The organism is Streptomyces sp. NRRL F-5122, from assembly GCF_001507435.1.
Taxonomy (GTDB): Bacteria; Actinomycetota; Actinomycetes; order Streptomycetales; family Streptomycetaceae; genus Streptomyces; species Streptomyces lannensis.
Map to the genome: position 1 here is coordinate 84,190 of NZ_LMWH01000243.1, position 15,653 is coordinate 99,842.

At 70.4% G+C, this 15,653-nt stretch carries 13 protein-coding genes and 1 tRNA gene; 2 read left to right on the forward strand and 12 right to left on the reverse strand.

Annotation, left to right across the window (positions count from 1 at the left end; genetic code table 11):
• Positions 1 to 7: 7 nt before the first annotated feature.
• From ADL25_RS27950 to ADL25_RS28000, 11 genes are all read right to left on the reverse strand, one after another.
• Entirely contained in the window at positions 8 to 1,282 is a 1,275-nt protein-coding gene (locus tag ADL25_RS27950) for an MCE family protein (protein WP_059130608.1), read from the reverse strand.
• Entirely contained in the window at positions 1,279 to 2,562 is a 1,284-nt protein-coding gene (locus ADL25_RS27955; protein ID WP_059130609.1) for an MCE family protein, read from the reverse strand. The genes ADL25_RS27950 and ADL25_RS27955 overlap by 4 nt, the downstream gene beginning before the upstream one ends.
• On the reverse strand, positions 2,559 to 3,668 hold the full coding sequence (locus ADL25_RS27960; protein WP_199839219.1) for an MCE family protein: 1,110 nt from the start codon (positions 3,666 to 3,668) through the stop codon (positions 2,559 to 2,561). The genes ADL25_RS27955 and ADL25_RS27960 overlap by 4 nt, the downstream gene beginning before the upstream one ends.
• Positions 3,665 to 4,831: an MCE family protein gene (locus ADL25_RS27965; RefSeq protein ID WP_420711369.1), complete on the reverse strand. Its 1,167-nt coding sequence runs from the start codon at positions 4,829 to 4,831 to the stop codon at positions 3,665 to 3,667. Before ADL25_RS27965 ends, ADL25_RS27960 begins: the two co-directional genes overlap by 4 nt.
• Complete coding sequence (locus ADL25_RS27970; RefSeq protein WP_059130610.1) at positions 4,828 to 5,868, reverse strand: MCE family protein; 1,041 nt, start codon at positions 5,866 to 5,868, stop codon at positions 4,828 to 4,830. Before ADL25_RS27970 ends, ADL25_RS27965 begins: the two co-directional genes overlap by 4 nt.
• Positions 5,865 to 7,121 carry an MCE family protein gene (locus tag ADL25_RS27975; RefSeq protein ID WP_059130611.1) on the reverse strand — a complete coding sequence of 419 codons (1,257 nt, stop codon included), beginning with the start codon at positions 7,119 to 7,121 and terminating at the stop codon, positions 5,865 to 5,867. The genes ADL25_RS27970 and ADL25_RS27975 overlap by 4 nt, the downstream gene beginning before the upstream one ends.
• Before the next feature lie 5 nt (positions 7,122 to 7,126).
• Positions 7,127 to 7,942: an MlaE family ABC transporter permease gene (locus ADL25_RS27980; RefSeq protein ID WP_059130612.1), complete on the reverse strand. Its 816-nt coding sequence runs from the start codon at positions 7,940 to 7,942 to the stop codon at positions 7,127 to 7,129.
• A 3-nt stretch (positions 7,943 to 7,945) separates the two neighbouring features.
• A complete protein-coding gene (locus ADL25_RS27985) occupies positions 7,946 to 8,716 on the reverse strand; it encodes an MlaE family ABC transporter permease (RefSeq protein WP_059130613.1) in 771 nt (256 codons plus the stop codon).
• Positions 8,713 to 9,651: an ABC transporter ATP-binding protein gene (locus ADL25_RS27990; RefSeq protein WP_059130614.1), complete on the reverse strand. Its 939-nt coding sequence runs from the start codon at positions 9,649 to 9,651 to the stop codon at positions 8,713 to 8,715. Before ADL25_RS27990 ends, ADL25_RS27985 begins: the two co-directional genes overlap by 4 nt.
• A 118-nt stretch (positions 9,652 to 9,769) precedes the next feature.
• Positions 9,770 to 10,771 carry an RNA polymerase sigma factor gene (locus ADL25_RS27995; RefSeq protein ID WP_420711370.1) on the reverse strand — a complete coding sequence of 334 codons (1,002 nt, stop codon included), beginning with the start codon at positions 10,769 to 10,771 and terminating at the stop codon, positions 9,770 to 9,772.
• A gap of 65 nt (positions 10,772 to 10,836) precedes the next feature.
• On the reverse strand, positions 10,837 to 11,913 hold the full coding sequence (locus ADL25_RS28000) for a lytic transglycosylase domain-containing protein (protein WP_420711371.1): 1,077 nt from the start codon (positions 11,911 to 11,913) through the stop codon (positions 10,837 to 10,839).
• 856 nt (positions 11,914 to 12,769) lie between these two features.
• On the opposite strand from ADL25_RS28000, the gene ADL25_RS28005 reads away from it, so the two are divergent.
• Both ADL25_RS28005 and ADL25_RS49180 read left to right on the forward strand, forming a co-directional pair.
• The gene (locus tag ADL25_RS28005) at positions 12,770 to 13,450 is read left to right on the forward strand and encodes an LPXTG cell wall anchor domain-containing protein (RefSeq protein ID WP_059130617.1); all 681 of its coding nucleotides are present in this window, start codon (positions 12,770 to 12,772) and stop codon (positions 13,448 to 13,450) included.
• A gap of 745 nt (positions 13,451 to 14,195) precedes the next feature.
• Positions 14,196 to 14,363 (forward strand): hypothetical protein, encoded by a 168-nt coding sequence (locus ADL25_RS49180; RefSeq protein ID WP_159045023.1) that lies wholly within the window; start codon positions 14,196 to 14,198, stop codon positions 14,361 to 14,363.
• 913 nt (positions 14,364 to 15,276) lie between these two features.
• On the opposite strand, the gene ADL25_RS49185 is transcribed toward ADL25_RS49180, so the two are convergent.
• Positions 15,277 to 15,351 (reverse strand) — tRNA-Arg (locus ADL25_RS49185).
• Positions 15,352 to 15,653 lie beyond the last annotated feature (302 nt).

Sequence of the window (15,653 nt, forward strand, 5' to 3'; positions counted from 1 at the left end):
CCGCCTCTCACACCATCGGTCCCACGAGCAGCCATTGCCACGACTCCTTTCCGAACACGGTCTGTTCCCCGCCCGTCGAGCCGATCTCGACGGGCGTTCCGTCCGGGCCGGTCACGGTGCCGGTCTCCGGGTCGTAGGGGGCCACGAACGCGGCCTGGCCGGCGCTGTACCGACCGGTCGTCGCACCGGGCGCGTTCTGCGCTCCGCGCACCGAGGTCTTGCTGCCGCGCGGCAGCGTGCAGCGCGCGTCGGTGTTCGCCGGGCGCGTGCCGGTGTCGGCGGGGTCGCGCCGCTGGGTGCCGTAGCCCTGGGTGCACGCGGGAGGGGCGTCGGCGTTCACGGTCAGTCCGAAGTGGGTGGTGCCGTCGCCGGGAATGACCGTGTAGCTGCCCGCGACATTGAGCGGAAGCGTGACCAGGGCCTGTTCGACGCCGGGCAGCCGGGCCACGGTGATCTGGCCGCCGCTGATGAGGTTGGTCAGCAGGACCGGCACGTGCGGCCGCGTGGATTTCAGCAGGGAGTCGATCTCCTGCGCGGCGGGCGCGGTGGTGCCGATCAGTCGGCGCAGATCACCGTCGCTCGACTTCAACTGTTCGGTGAGCGTGGCAAGATCGCGGGAGAACGACTTGATGGCCGAGCCCTGGTCGGCCTGCGTCTTGAGCACCTTCCGCGAGTCCTCGATCAGCGAGACCGTCTGGGGGAGCGACTCGGATGCCGACTCCAGCAGCGCGTCGCCGGAGTCGACCAGCCGGCTCAGGTTCGGTCCGGTGCCGGCGAACGCCTTGCCCAGCTCGTCGACGGTGACCCGCAGATCGTCCTTGCCGACCGAGTTGACCAGCCGGTCGAGGCTGAGGACCAGGTCGGTGACCGGAAGCGGGGTCCGGGTGCGGCTGCGCGGGATCGGGCTGCCGTCCATGAGGTACGGCCCGTCCGACCGCCGTGGCTGGAGGTCGACGTACTGCTCGCCCACCGCCGAACGGTTCGCGATCACCGCGAGCGTGTCGGCCGGGATCTTCGGGGCGCCGTCCTCGATCTTCAGCGCCACCGAGACCCCGGACCCGGTCAGCCGCAGATCGCCCACGCGGCCCACCGGAACCCCCCGGTAGGTGACCTCGGCGCCGGGGAAGACGCCCCCGGACTCGGCGAAGTCGGCACGCACGGTGTACCCGCGGTGCAGGACGTCGTCCACCAGACCCGTGTAGCGGGCGCCGACGTACGACACCCCGAGGGCGGTGACGGTCGCGAAGGCGAGCAGCTGGGCCCTGACCGTACGTGTGATCACGGCAGCATCCCCTTCAGCATCAGCTCGGCGAGGCCGGGATCGACCCCTGGCGGGAGGCGACGCGAGCCGCCCCCGGTGCCGTAGGCAGCGGTGCACACCGGCGGGCACAGCAGGGTGCTGCCGTCGGAGGGAGTCGAGGGCACGGCGGGCGCGGAGGGTACGGAGGGCACGGAAGGGGTGCCCGGCACGGACGGGGTGGACGGGAGGGGGGCGGGTGTGGGGACGCCGGGAAGACGCGGTGTCCCGGGGGCCGGGGACTTCCCGCCCTTGCCAGGTCGGCCGGTGACGTTGCCGTAGAGGTCCGCCAGGTCGAGGTCGGCGGTGATCTTCAGGTTGACATAGTCGCCCTTGACGACGTCCGTCGCGTTGCGCGGGAACGGGTAAGTGGTCAGGATTTCGAGGGAGTTGGGCAGGTCGTCGCCGGCCTTGTTCAGCTCATGCAGGATGGGCTGGAGCTTCTTCAGGTTGGCGACGGTGTCGTCGTGGGAGGCGTTCACCACCTTGGTGCCGGTCTTGCCGAGCCTGGACAGGGCGGTGAGCATCTTTGTCAGGTCCTTGCGCTGGTCGGCGACGGCCTTCAGGGCGGGCGGCATGGTGTCGACGGCCAGGGCGATCGTCTTCTTCTCCTTCTTCAGCCGCTTTGCGAGCCGGTCGACGCCCTTCAACGCGCGCACGATCTCCGCCCGCTGGTCGTCGAGGCCGCCGAGGAACGTGTCGAGCTGCTTCAGCAGGGACCTGACCCGGTCCTCGCGGCCGCTGAGGGCCTTGTTCAACTCGACCGTGATCGTCTTCAGCTGGGCCACCCCACCGCCGTTGAGCAGCGCGGACAGGGCCGACAGCACCTCCTCGACCTCAGGGTTGCGGCCGCTGCGGGACAGCGGGATGCGGTCGCCGTCGTGGAGCCGTCCGACGGGCCGCGTGCCGGCCGGCGCGGACAAGGCGACGTATTTCTCGCCGAGCATGCTGGTCTGCCTCAGATCGGCGACCGCGTTGCCGGGCAGCTTCACCGAGTCGGCAATCCTGAGCCGCACGCGGGCGTGCCAGCCGTCCAGTTCCACCTTCTCGACCGCGCCGACGGTGACGTTGTTGACCTTGACCGCCGACTGCGGCACCAGGTCCAGGACGTCCCGGAACTCGACGGTGACGTGGTAGGCGTGACCGTCCGAGGCGGCGCCGCCGGGGAGCGGGACGTCGTACCAGCCGTTGAACTCGCAGCCGGTCAGCAGCAGCGAGCCGACCGCCGTCCAGGCGGCCACCCGCCCCTTGCGCCGCACGCTCATGCCGGTGCCCCCAGAATTCCGCCGAGGGTCTTGTCGACCGTCCCCGTCGACGCCGGGGCCGACGGAACCTTGGGCAGGGAGTCGAAGAGCCTCTTCAGCCCGGCACAGTTGTCGTGGTCGTCGCCGGTAGTCTTCAGGATCGAGCAGAGAAGGGATGACGGATCCTGCGGGGCTTGTGCGTTGTTGCGGGTGTCGAGAGTGCCGGCGGCGGGGTTGTAGGCGTTCTGCAGGTTCGACAGGCCCGTGGGGGCGACGGTCAACAGCTCCTCCAGAGCGTCCCGTTGGGTGACGAGGACCTTGGTGACCTTGGCCAGGCCCTTCACGTCCGAGGCCAGCGCCTTCCTGTTGCCCTTCACGAAGCCGGACACGTCGCCGAGTGCGGCGGCCAGGTACTTCAGCGCGGCCGCGAGATCCTTGCGCTCCCCGGCGAGCTGCCCGGCCACGTCGGCGAGGTCGGTGTTGAACGACCGCACGCTGGTGTCGTCCGCCGCCAGCGCGGTCGTGAACACCTGAAGGTTCCGCACGGTCCCGAACAGGTCGCCGCGCCCGTCGGACAGCGTGGTGACCGCCTGGGACAGGTCCTCCACCGTCTGGTTGAGGTTCTCGCCCTGCCCCTGGAGGTTGTCCGCGCTCACCCCGAGCAACCGGGACAGCGAGCCCTTCTTGTTGGCGCCGTTCGGGCCGAGCGCGTCGGCGGTGGTGTGCAGGCTGTCGAAGATCCGGTCCAGCTCGACGGGGACGGCCGTACGGGACTCGGGGATGACGTCTCCGTCCCGCAGCACGGCGCCCTTGCGGTACACCGGCAGCAGCTGCACGTAACGGTCGCTGACGACAGAGGAGTTGACGATGGCGGCCTGTGCGCCGGCGGGGACCTTGCGGCCCCGGTCGTACTCCAGCTCGACCCGTACCCGGCCGCCCTCCGGCGTGATCTTCCCGACCTCGCCGATGCGGACGCCGAGGACGCGGACGTCGGAGCCGGGGTAGATGCCGACGGTGCGCGGGAAGTACGCCGTGACGTGGACGGGGCCGGGGCCCGGCCAGAGGACGGCGGCCAGGCCGACGAGAATCGCGAGCGCGGTGAACAGGGCCAGGAGTCTGCGGGTCATCGGGTGCCTCCCGTCCGCGGCGTGACCGGGGCGGCGACCAGGTTCTGGATGTAGGAGTCGAACCAGCGGCCGTTGCCGAGGGTGTTGGTGAAGAGCCGTACGTAGGGGGCGAGCAGCCGGACGCTGCGGTCGAGGCTCGCCTGGTTGCGTTCGAGCATCGTCACGAAGGTGTCGAGGTTCTTCAGCGCGGGCCCGATCTCCTTGCTGTTGTCGTCGACCAGGCCGGACAGCTCGATGCCCAGCAGCGCGGAGCTCTTGAGCAGCTTGTGGATCGCCGCGCGCCGCTTGCCGATCTCCTTGAACAGGGCGTCACCGTCCTTCACCAGCGCGGAGAAGTCCTTCGTGTGACCGGCCAGCACATCGGTGACTCCGTTGGCATGGTCGAGGAGCCCGCGCAGCGCCTTGTCACGGGCGGCGACTGTCCGAGAGATCCGCGACAGCCCCTTGATCGACGCCCGCACCTCCGCGGGGGAGTCCTGGAAGGTGACGGAGATCGTGTCCAGTGCCTTCGCGAGCCGGTCCGTGTCGACCTCCTCGGTGGTGGTCGTCAGGTCGCTGAAGGCCTGGACGACGTCGTACGCCGACACGGTCCGCCGGAGCGGGATCTCGCTGCCGGGCTTCAACTGGCCGGGCCCCTTCGGGTACAGGGCCAGGTACTTCGCGCCGAGGATCGTCTTGACCCGGATCGCCGCGCCCGTGTCGGTGCCGAACGCCGGGCGGTCCTTTACCTTGAAGGTCACCTTGACGTGGTCGCCGTCCAGGTCGACGCGCTCGACCTTGCCGACCTTGACCCCGGCGATCCGTACCTCGTCGCCCGGCTTGAGCCCGCCGGCCTCGGAGAAGGCCGCGCTGTAGGTGTCGCCGCCGCCGATCAGCGGCAGGCTGTCGGCGTTGAAGGCGGCAACGGTGAGCAGCGCGAGGACGGTGAGGCCGACGGCGCCGACGACGACCGGGTTGCGCTCGCGGAAGGGCTTCAGGCGCGGTCGCTTGAGCCGGATCCTGGGCAGCTTGGGCGGCAGGACGCGTACCTTCACGAGGGGTTCGGGGCGTGGTTTGCGCTTCGGCAGGAGCCTGGGGAGTTTCGGCAGCTTGGGCGGCAGGACTCGGACCCTCACCAGCGGCTCGGGTCGGCGGACGGTGCGCCGCCTGATGCGCATGCTCATCCGCCACACCTCGCCCGTGCCACGTGGAGCTCCGGAGTGATCACCCGCTTGGTCTTCGGCAGCACGATCCGGCCGTCGAAGTCGCAGAGGTAGAAGTTGAACCACGAGCCGTACGAGGCGGTCCCCGTCAGCTTCTCGAGCTTGTTCGGCAGCCGCTTCAGGACGCCCTCCACGGTGTTCTCGTTCTTGTTCAGCGTTCCGGTGAGATCGCCGAGCCCGGCGATGTCGTCCTTCAGCGGTGGACGCGCGTCCTTCAGCAGCCCCGACGTGACGTCCGTGAGGTCGCCGATGCTCACCAGCGACTCCCCGATGGGCTTGCGGTCGGCGGACAGCCCCGAGACCACCCGGCGCAGTTGCGTGAGCAGCCCGGAGAAGCGGGACCCGCGCTTGTCGAGCGTCTCCAGGACGGTGTTGAGATTGTCGATCACCGATCCGATCAGCTTGTCGCGGTCGGCGAGGGTGCTGGTGAGCGAGGCCGTGTGCGCGAGCAGGCTGTTCACCGTGCCGCCCTCGCCCTGGAGGGTCTGGACGATCTCGGTGGCGAGCTGGTTGACGTCGCTCGGGCTGAGCGCCGCGAACAGCGGCTTGAAGCCGTTCAGCAGGGCGTTGAGGTCCAGGGCCGGCTGGGTCCGGGACAGCGGGATGGTGCCGCCCGGCCGCAGCCGGGCGGTGACGTCGCCTGTGCCCTCGGTGAGCGCGATGTACCGCTGGCCGACCAGGTTGCGGTAGCGGACGACCGCGTGGGTCCCGGCGAGCAGGGGCCGGTCCGCGCTGACGGTGAACGTGACCTCCGCCAGGGTCCGGTCCTTGATCCGGATGCCCTCGACCTCTCCTACCCGCACTCCGGCCACCCGGATGTCGTCGCCGGTCTCCAGCCCGGTGACGTCGGTGAACACCGCGTGGTAGGTGTCCTTGGGGGTGAAGGAGACGTTGGCGATGGTGGCGGCGAGCAGCGCCGTCGCCGCGATCGTGACCAGCGCGAAGAGGCTGAACCTGATCAGCGGGGCGGCGGTCTGCCGGGCTCCTGACCTGCTCATGCGACACTCACCGCCGTTCCGCGCGCGAGCGGTCCGAACAACAGGGTCGCCACGGGCGGCACCCGGTCCGCGGGGACGCCCATGACGGGGGCCACGAGCGAGCCGACGGCCCGCTGCTCGGCCCGGGTGGCGGACACGTCGACACCTCCGGGGAGTGCGCCGCCGGAACCTCCGGCCGACGTACCGTCGTCGAGATGGGGCTTCGGCCCGGGCACCTGCGGGTGCGGCAGGCCGCGGCAGTTCGGGCCGGACCGCTCGCCGTACACCGGCTCCTCACCGGGCCGGTACGCCCCCTGCGGCCGGACGACCTCGAGGGTGATCCGCATCTCGCCGCCCCGGAACGCGTCCTCCGAGGCCTTCTCCTGCCGGACCAGGCCCTGGAACAGGCACGGGTACTCCGGGGAGTAGCGGGCGAACAGCTCGAGCGTGGGGCGGGAGACCCGGCCCAGGGTGATAAGCCGGTCGCCGTTCTCGGACAGGAAGTCGTTCGCCGTGCCTGCCACGGAGGCGGTCGCGCGCAGAGCCGAGGCCAGCCGGCCCCTCTTCTCGACGATCGTTCGGCTGGTGGTGACCGTGTTGCGCAGGATCCGCATCAAGTCGGGCGCGGCGTCGCCGTACACCTCGGCGACGTCCGCGAACCGCGTGATGTCCTCCTCGAGGGAGGGCATGTGCGGGTTGAGGCGGCGCAGATAGCCCTCGACCCGGGTGAGGTTGTCGCCGATGCGGTCGCCGCGGCCCTCCAGCGCGGTGGCGAACGCCGAGAGTGTGGCGTTGAGTTCACCCGGCCGTACCGTGCGCAGCAGCGGCAGCAGGTCGTTCATCAGCTGCTGTACCTCGATGCCGACCTTCGTGCGGTCTTGGGTGATGACGTCGCCCGCACGGATGGGCCGGGCCGACGCATGCGCGGCGCCGGCGGGAGCGACGAGGTCGACGTACTTCTCGCCGAACAGCGTCTTGGGCAGCAGCCGCGCCTGCACGTCCGAGGGGATGTACGACACGTACTGCGGCTTGAGCGCGATGTCGAGCGTGGCCTTCGTCCCGTCCGCGTGCGTCGCCCGAACCTCGCCGACCAGCAGCCCGCGCAGCTTGACGTCGGCGCGCGGCTCGAGCTGGTTGCCGAGCGTGTCGGCCTGCAGCGTGATGCGCACGACCGGCGTGAACGCCTGCTCGTAGACGGCCACGGCGAGCGACAGCAGCAGCGCGAGCACGGCGATGAACGCGACGCCGTACAACCTGAGCCTCAGTGCTCTCATCGGCCTCACCCCGCGATTCGTACGGTTGTGGTGGCGCCCCAGATCGCGAGGCTCAGGAAGAAGTCCAGGACGTTGATGGCGACGATCGAGGTCCGCACCGCACGGCCGACCGCGACGCCGACGCCCGCCGGGCCGCCGCTCGCGTGGTAGCCGTAGTAGCAGTGCACCAGGATGATCAGGACGGCGAAGACGATCACCTTGCCGAAGGACCAGAAGACGTCGACCGGTGGCAGGTACTGGTGGAAGTAGTGGTCGTACGTGCCCGTCGACTGCCCGTAGTAACCGGTCGTGATGGTCCGGGCGGCGAGGTACGAGGACAAAAGCCCGATCACGTACAGCGGGATCACCGCGACGAAGCCGGCGATCATCCGCGTCGTCACCAGGAACGGCAGCGACGGGACGCCCATCACTTCCAGCGCGTCGGTCTCCTCGCTGATCCGCATCGCACCGAGCTGCGCGGTGAACCCGGCGCCGACTGTCGCGGACAGGGCGAGTCCGGCCACCAGCGGGGCGATCTCCCGGGTGTTGAAGTACGCCGACAGGAACGCGACGAAGTTGGAGGTGCCGAGCTGGTTGAGGGCCGCGTAGCCCTGGAGGCCGACCTCGGTACCGGTGAAGAAGGAGAGGAAGGCGATCACGCCGACCGTGCCGCCGACGACGGCGAGGGCGCCTCGGCCGAAGCTCACCTCGGCGAGCAGCCGCAGGATCTCCTTCTTGTAGCGGCGCACGGTGCGGCCCGTCCAGGCCAGTGAGCGCCCGTAGAAGGAGAGCTGGGATCCGAGCTCTTCAAGAGCGCCCAGTGGACGGCTGAGAAGTCGCATTGGCTAACCCCTCTGCGGGACGACCTGGAAGTACACCGCGGTCATCACGAAGTTGGTCACGAACAGCAACATGAAGGTGATCACAACCGACTGGTTGACCGCGTCGCCCACGCCCTTCGGCCCGCCCTGCGCGGTCAGCCCCTTGTAGGAGGCGACGATCGCGGCGATCGCCCCGAACACCAGCGCCTTCAGCTCGGCCGCCCACAGGTCGTCCAGCTGGGCGAGGGTGGTGAAGGAGGCCAGGTAGGCGCCGGGCGTGCCGTTCTGCAGGATGACGTTGAAGAAGTAGCCGCCCGCGACGCCGACGACCGACACCAGACCGTTGAGCAGCACGGCCACCACCATCGAGGCCAGCACGCGCGGCACCACCAGCCGGTGGATCGGGTCGATGCCGAGCACCTGCATCGCGTCGATCTCGTCCCGGATCTTGCGCGCCCCGAGGTCCGCGCAGATCGCCGTGCCTCCCGCGCCCGCGATCAGCAGGGCCGTGACGATCGGCGAGGCCTCGCGCAGCACCGCGAGCACGGACGCGGCCCCGGAGAAGGACTGGGCGCCGAGCTGCCGGGTCAGGCTGCCGATCTGGAGCGCGATGACCGCGCCGAAGGGGATGGACACGAGGGCGGTGGGCAGGATCGTGACACTCGCGACGAACCACGCCTGCTGGATGAACTCCCTTACCTGGAAAGGCCGTCGGGGCAGGGTCCGGACGACGTCCAGGGCCATCGCGAACAGGTTGCCAGAGTGCCGTAGTGCACCGGTGGGGGACAGGCTCATGCGCCGGTCACCTCCTTCCGCTGAAGCTCGGCCTCCCGTGTCGCGATCGCCTCCCAGCGGGGCGGTCGGGTGATGCCGGGGCCCGGCAGCAGGCGGGGGGTCAGGGGCCTGCTGCCGGGAGTCCTGGTGGGTTCCCGGATCTGGGCGAGTTCCTGTTCGACCTGGGCCGCGTCCTTCTCCTCCGCCATGCCGATCGGCCCCTGCATCCGGCCGTTCAGGAACTGGCGGACGACCGGCTCGTCGCTGGTCAGCAGCTGTTCACGAGGCCCGAACATCACCAGCTCGCGCCGGAACAGCAGCCCGATGTTGTCGGGGACCTGGCGGGCGGAGGCGATGTCGTGGGTGACGATGAGGAAGGTCGCGTCGATCTGCGCGTTGAGGTCGACGATGAGCTGGTTGAGGTAGGCCACACGCACCGGGTCGAGGCCGGAGTCCGGCTCGTCGAAGAGGATGATCTCCGGGTCCAGGACCAGCGCCCGGGCGAGCCCGGCGCGTTTGCGCATACCACCGGAGATCTCGCCGGGCAGCTTGGCCTCGGCGCCGAGCAGCCCGACCATGTCCATCTTCTCGAGCACGATCCGCCGGATCTCGCTCTCCGACTTGCGGGTGTGCTCGCGCAGGGGGAAGGCGATGTTGTCGTACAGGTTCATCGAGCCGAACAGCGCGCCGTCCTGGAACAGCACGCCGAACAACTTCCGCACCTCGTACAGATCGTGCTCACGCAGCTTGGTGATGTCCCGCCCGGCCACCGTGACCGAGCCGCGGTCCGGCTTGAGCAGGCCGACGAGCGTCTTGAGGAACACCGACTTGCCCGTCCCGGAGGGGCCGAGCATGACCGAGACCTCCCCGGCGGGCAGCGTCAGTGACACGTCCTGCCAGATGACCTGGTGACCGAAGGACTTGGTCAGCCCTTCCACACAGATCTCGACACCCATCCGGTCCCGCCCTTCGCCCGTGCCCTCGCCCGTGAGTAGCTCCGACGACTGCTCTACGGGGAGGGGCGGGGCGTCCGTCGCGGCGGACCCGGATTTTTTTCGGACGGGTTCGCGGGCCCTACGGCAGCTTCACGCGAGGCGTACTCGGGGTGGGTACGGAGAGCGGGGCGGACGGTACGGCGTCAGGGGCCGGGACCGGCGGGACCGACGGCGGCGCGGGGACGGCCGACACAACCGGCAGGTCCGGAACCCGCGGTACCGCGGGAGCCGACAGGCTCGGAAGCGAGGCGGGCAGGACGGCCGGCGGGGGTGGCACGGACATCTTCGCCGACGCCCCGCCGGCAGTGGACGCGGCCGGCTGGTGCGCTCGGCCCGTCGGCTTGCGTGCGGCTTCGGGTGTCCCCCGGACCCACGCCCGGGCCGTGCTGTCCGGCCGGATCGCCCCGGCACCGGTGGACACCGCCGGCCGGGGCGCCGGGCCCTTCCCGCCGCCGTCCAGCGCGTACGGCAGCGCGAAGCCCGTCACCACCAGCGTCGCCGCCGTCGAGGCCACGGCCACCGTGTGCGCCTTGCCGCCCGCGCGCGGGCGGCCACGTCCCAGCAGGAACAGCACGAGCCCGAGCGTCCCGGCCAGCGAGGCGCGCAGCGTTCGCCGGGCGCGGGCCAGCAGGGACTCGACGGTCCGGTAGCTCAGCCCCATGCGCACGGCGACCTGGCCGACGTCCAGGTCCTCCGACTTCAGCCGCAGCGCCTCCGCCTGCCGGGCGGGCAGCTCACCGCTGCGCACGGCGAGCCACTTCGCCTCGGCCCGGTCGCACACCGCCTCCTCGACGGATACCGGGCCCGGCGCGACGAGTGTGCGGCGGCTGCCCACCTCGGCCTCGCGGTTGACCTGCCGGTGCCGGTCGACGCACAGCCGCATCGTCACCGTCGTCAGCCAGGCGCCGAGCCGCTCGTCGTCGAGGTCCGGGCGCTCCGCGGCCCGCAGCATCGCCTCGTGAACGGCGTCCTCGGCGTCCTCCCGGCTCATGGATCGCCGCCGGGCCACCTTGAGCAGCTGCTCGCGATGGCTCCACATGCGCTGCCAACGCTCGTCGTCGGCCGCTGTGTCCGCAGGCATGTCCGTCGCCATGAGGGCCCCTTCGCACTCACCCGCCGGTCCTGTGCTTCCGGCGGGTGGCGACATTACCGCCGGGTAGTGGCATTTGTGGAGGGGGAGACGTCCATCGTGTTCCCGCCGTTGCCGGTGGTCAGCGGTCCCGCGTCCGGCAGCACACCGAAGTCGGGCAACGTGAGGGTCGGTTCGGGGACGGGAACCAGTGGCGGCCTGGACTCCTTCGGGACGCCGGCCTTGGGGGACGGGCTGGGGGAGGGCGAGGTGGGCGGGGGCGACGGCGTGTGCGAAGGACCAGGGCCCGGCTCCCGGTCGTCCGACGGCTTCGGCCTCTTCGGGCGGGCGGGCTTCGGCCGGTCCGACCGGGAACCGTCGGATGCGTCCGGCACCACGCGGTGTCCGGTCAGGTAGTACGCGTACCACGCCTTGACGGTGCGCAGATAGGCGTCGGAGTGGTTGTAGCCCAGGATCGCCCGGTCCAGGTCGGCGGGGTTCGACAGGTCCCGGCCGCCCGCGCACAGGTAGCGGGCGGCGGCGAGCGCCGCATCGTAGACGTTGTTCGGGTCCCTCAGTCCGTCGCCGTTGCCGTCTGCTCCCCAGCGGGCCCAGGTGGACGGGATGAACTGCATCGGGCCTACCGCGCGGTCGTACACCGCGTCCCCGTCGTACGCACCGCCATCGGTGTCTGCCACGACGGCGAAGGCGCCGCCGGTCAGCCGCGGGCCGAGGATGGGCGTCACGGTCGTCCCGTCCCGGGTCACCCGGCCGCCCCGTGCCTGCCCGGACTCCACCTGTCCGATCGCGGCCAGCAGCTGCCAGCGCAGCCGGCAGCGTGGCGCGCTGCGCGCCAGCTCCTCCTCGGCACGCCGGTACGCGGCGAACACGCTCGCGGGCAGGGCGTCGCCGCCCGTCACCCCCTGTGCCGAGCCCTTCTTCCGCGTCCGCAGCGGGGGAAGACCGGTGCGGTAGGGGGTGTCGCCGGACACGCCGAGGCCCTGCTCGGCGGGTGCCGCCCTCCGCGCGGGCTCCGCGGCCTCGGCCGAGACCGCCCTCGGCGCCTGCGACGCGGTCAGCACGGCCATCGCCGCCGCCGCGATCGCTGTACCCCTGGCACCCCTCAGTGCCCCCTTGAGTGCACGCGCTGTCACTGTGCATTCCCCTCCGTGGGTGAATCCGTCGTCTGCTCTACGCGGCCGGAAGGCAAGTCCGTCGCGCGCAACCGGGGGCAAACGGCTCCACCCCTGCACGATGCCGCCCGCGTACCTCCCCCTGGAGGGCAGGCGGCCCGACCCACGTCCGGGGGTCACTTCCTTCAGCGCAAGCGGGTTTCAAGTAGCACGGGTGACGGCCCGCCGCCATGAGGGCAACACATCATCTGTGTGGTGCTGATCTTGCGAGCGTTACAGATCGTCCACAAAGTCCGCCGCACGCGTGAGCATGAAGGGCCCGGCAGCGGGCAGGCGAGGAATGAGTCGTCTGAGGTGGATGAGCTTGTCGCGCAGGTCCTGCATGCTCTGAACCAGGCGGGATTTGAGGTGGTTGGCGGAGGGGATTGTCAGATGCCCGGTCTCCAGGTCAGTGACACCCCTGCGGGGTACTGGTCGCGTGGGCGACGTCTGACGGATTCAGTGCGCTGGCTGCTGACAAGCCTGGCGGCGGTTCCCGGGACGGCATGCGGTTTGCCGTGCAGGCTGCCCTCTCAGCTTTGATGACCTCCCGGGGATACCCGGTCACAGGAACGCCCACCGGAGACATCATCGTCCTGGTGAAAGACGGCGATGCCGGCTAGACGGGCATAGCCGCCAGCATGCCCAGTTGGGTCAGAGGCGCCGAGATGGCCCCTCCACACGCGGTGGGACGCCCGCCGGGTCCCGAGGATGGCTCCCGCGTCGGCGATAGGTCCGTCCGTTACCTGTTCGTGCTTGACCCATCGTCAGGCCGGACCGGATGCTGAGCCGCCCCCTCCACATCTTCCCATTCGTATCCCGAAGATGGGCCTACCCCATGCGTACCCTCATCCGCGCCGGCGCGCTGACCGCCGGCGCTTCGGCCGTGCTGCTGTTTGCGCCGGCCGCGCACGCCACCGCTCCCGGTGACAACGGCACAGTGAAGATCCACGACGCCAAGACAGGCGAGGAGCTGCGCCGCAACGAGCCCCACGTCTGCACGTTCTACCTCGACGCCTTCGGCTTCGACGCGGTCCAGCAGGTCGACTGGTACATCGAGGCCTGGGCTCCGACCGCCGACACCAAGGGCGAGACCGTCAAGGCCGGCGCCATCACCCTGGATGGCCAGGGTCACGGCCGGACGGCGGACGTGTCGCTGCCCGACGGGCACTACAAGCTGTTCTGGAACTTCGACGGCGAGAAGGGCGCCGCCAAGCACAAGGTGTTCTGGACCGACTGCAAGGGCTCCGAGGGCGGTGGTGGCGGTACGACGCCGTCCGCCTCCGTGTCGCCCTCGTCTTCGGACTCGGCAGGTGCGTCGGCCTCGCCGAGTGCTTCGTCCGGCGAGGGCGGTGCCGCCGCGTCGGCCGCCGCATCCCCGTCCGCGCAGGGCGGCAGCGGCGATCTGGCCGAGACCGGCAGCAGCGCGCCGGTAGGCCTGTTGACGGGCGCTGCGGCGGCGCTCGTGGCCGCGGGCGGTTACCTGGCGCTGCGGCGCCGCAGGGCCTCCCAGGGCTGACGCCCGCCGCGTATGACGGTGCCCGTGCTCGTCACCCGGACGAGTACCGGGGCACCGTCATGCACACACACCGCCGCCGGGCAGCGTGAGGGTCGGTCGGGAAGGGGAACGCGCGGCGTCCCGGACTCCTTCGGGACGCCGGCCTTGGGGGACGGGCTGGGGGAGGGTGAGATGGACGGCGTCGACGGCGTGCGCGAAGGACCAAGGCCGGGCTTCCGGTCGTCGCTCGCGACCACCGCCCGGCGCTTGTTCTTCCTCCAGCGGGCCAGCCGACGACGGCGCCGCCCCGTCCGCGCGGGCGGCAGGGGCTCGGCGTCGGCGGCGACGTGCGGCCACGGCCATGGCAGTGCTGGACTCCGCCTCGCCGTCCGGAAGTCTGTCGTGCCACGGACGGAGCCCGCAGGGTCCCGGTGGACCGTTGTGGCCGGTCCGACGCTCGTCGTCGCCGGGGCCGAGCCGCTGTGGCCGTCGGCGGCGGGCGGGGCGATGTCCGGGGCGTAGGGGTCGCACCCGGGGCACACCAGGGCGCCGTGAGGTGTCGACGGCATGAGGAGAGTAATCCATCTGCGGTTTTCCGGTCTTCCTGGTTCGATGTGCCGTCGGCCCGCCTGGGCCGCGTTGGTCCTTGGGCGAGGACGGGGACATGCGGACGTACCCGCGCCGGGGCTCACTGCTACGGCGGCGACCCGCGCCACTCCGGCTGACCAGCCGCAGCGGCTCCGGTGCCGCCGTCCCAATGACGGGCTTGCTGACCCGCGTCCCGTCCGGGCAGCAATTGCGCTGCCTGGTGGTGCGTGTGTTCCGCGGCGCGTTGAGCTTCGGCGACGACGTCACCCCAATCGCGTATCAGGTCCTCATAGATCGGCGGGTGATCGTTGCAGCACGGGCAGACGGCACGGCAAGTCGATTGTGAGCCAGCCGGTTTCACCATGCGACTGCCGTCTGTGCTGGCCAAGATCATGTCAATGCAGGGGCCTGTAAGGCTGCCGCGGTGAGCGAGTGAGCCACCGTTGGTGCTCGCGTGTCCGCGGGAGTGCTCACTACGAGGACACGAAAACTCCTCCTGCATCTTCGAGATGAGTCCTCATCCCGAACGATTTGCTACGCAATTGAGCCATCGGAGTCCTGAGGGCCTACTCGTGTCCGAACGGCAGGGATGCTCGCTGATCACGAGCAGCAACCGGGCGCCCAGCGACTGGTATCCCGCTTTCCCTCAGCCCCCTTCGACGCCGGATCGCTCCTGGACCGGTTGAATAAGTGCCCCCGGGTTGGGGGTGGGGTGTGGCTCGAAGAAGGTGCCCGCGACTCCCGGACGCGATCGTGGACGTGCGCATCCATCGCGCCCTGGGCCGGGGTACCACCTGCGAAAACAGACACGGCGATGTGGACGTCGCGGCTGTTCAGCGGCTTATCCCAGTGTCGGGACTGGCCGCGCGTCCGGCCTCCAGCAGCACTCCCAGCCCGGCGGCGTCGGGGGTGGGGTCTGCCGCCAGATCGGGATCGTCGTGGTCGGGGGACCTCCGGCTCTGCGGCACTGCTGAGCGAAATGCGTGCCAAGGCCCCGCCGTCACTGACCCCCGGGGGCCCGGCCCACTACGGCCGACTTGCCAGTCACCGTCGCCACACTGGCAACGTGCCCCGACATCACCCTGGCCAGCGAACCATGCGGTACTCCAGCTTGTGCACGGCGCTCGCGCTGACTTCTGGCATCGCGCCCGTCTCTGCAGCAGGCCTGACGGTCAGTCAGATTTCGTTCCCACGGCGTTCCCATTTCTCCGGGAAGTGGGAACGCCGAACTACTTCGCGGCAAAACCGCAGGTCAAGCGTGCCCCCGGCAGGATTCGAACCTGCGACACCCGCTTTAGGAGAGAGGCTGGGTGATCTGCGGGCTGAGCTGCGGCTTCGCCAGCCGACGCAGCGGCGGCTACTGGACTGCGAAACACCGGCGTTGACCGCAGCTGACCCCTGCATCTGGCACGGTTGTGGCACGACCCTCAGCCGACGACAGTCAGCCACGACGGCGGGCGCGCCGACCTACCAGGCGCGCGTGTGTCTCGCTGTACCCCCCCCGACATCACCATGCTGCCAATCCCGTCGACTAGAGCAAGCCACGGCGGCCGGCACGTGCACGGGTCGGAGCCCGACCGAGGTGACGCGTTCGTCATGTCGTTCGCCGCGGAGTGGTTGAGAACTACCGCAGTGC

Coding starts and splice junctions, on each gene's coding strand:
- ADL25_RS27990 (WP_059130614.1), bottom strand. CDS start 9,651: ATGGGTGTCGAGATCTGTGTGGAAGGGCTGACCAAGTCCTTCGGTCAC.
- ADL25_RS27995 (WP_420711370.1), bottom strand. CDS start 10,771: ATGCCTGCGGACACAGCGGCCGACGACGAGCGTTGGCAGCGCATGTGG.
- ADL25_RS27955 (WP_059130609.1), bottom strand. CDS start 2,562: ATGAGCGTGCGGCGCAAGGGGCGGGTGGCCGCCTGGACGGCGGTCGGC.
- ADL25_RS27960 (WP_199839219.1), bottom strand. CDS start 3,668: ATGACCCGCAGACTCCTGGCCCTGTTCACCGCGCTCGCGATTCTCGTC.
- ADL25_RS28005 (WP_059130617.1), top strand. CDS start 12,770: ATGCGTACCCTCATCCGCGCCGGCGCGCTGACCGCCGGCGCTTCGGCC.
- ADL25_RS27965 (WP_420711369.1), bottom strand. CDS start 4,831: ATGAGCATGCGCATCAGGCGGCGCACCGTCCGCCGACCCGAGCCGCTG.
- ADL25_RS27985 (WP_059130613.1), bottom strand. CDS start 8,716: ATGAGCCTGTCCCCCACCGGTGCACTACGGCACTCTGGCAACCTGTTC.
- ADL25_RS27980 (WP_059130612.1), bottom strand. CDS start 7,942: ATGCGACTTCTCAGCCGTCCACTGGGCGCTCTTGAAGAGCTCGGATCC.
- ADL25_RS27975 (WP_059130611.1), bottom strand. CDS start 7,121: ATGAGAGCACTGAGGCTCAGGTTGTACGGCGTCGCGTTCATCGCCGTG.
- ADL25_RS27970 (WP_059130610.1), bottom strand. CDS start 5,868: ATGAGCAGGTCAGGAGCCCGGCAGACCGCCGCCCCGCTGATCAGGTTC.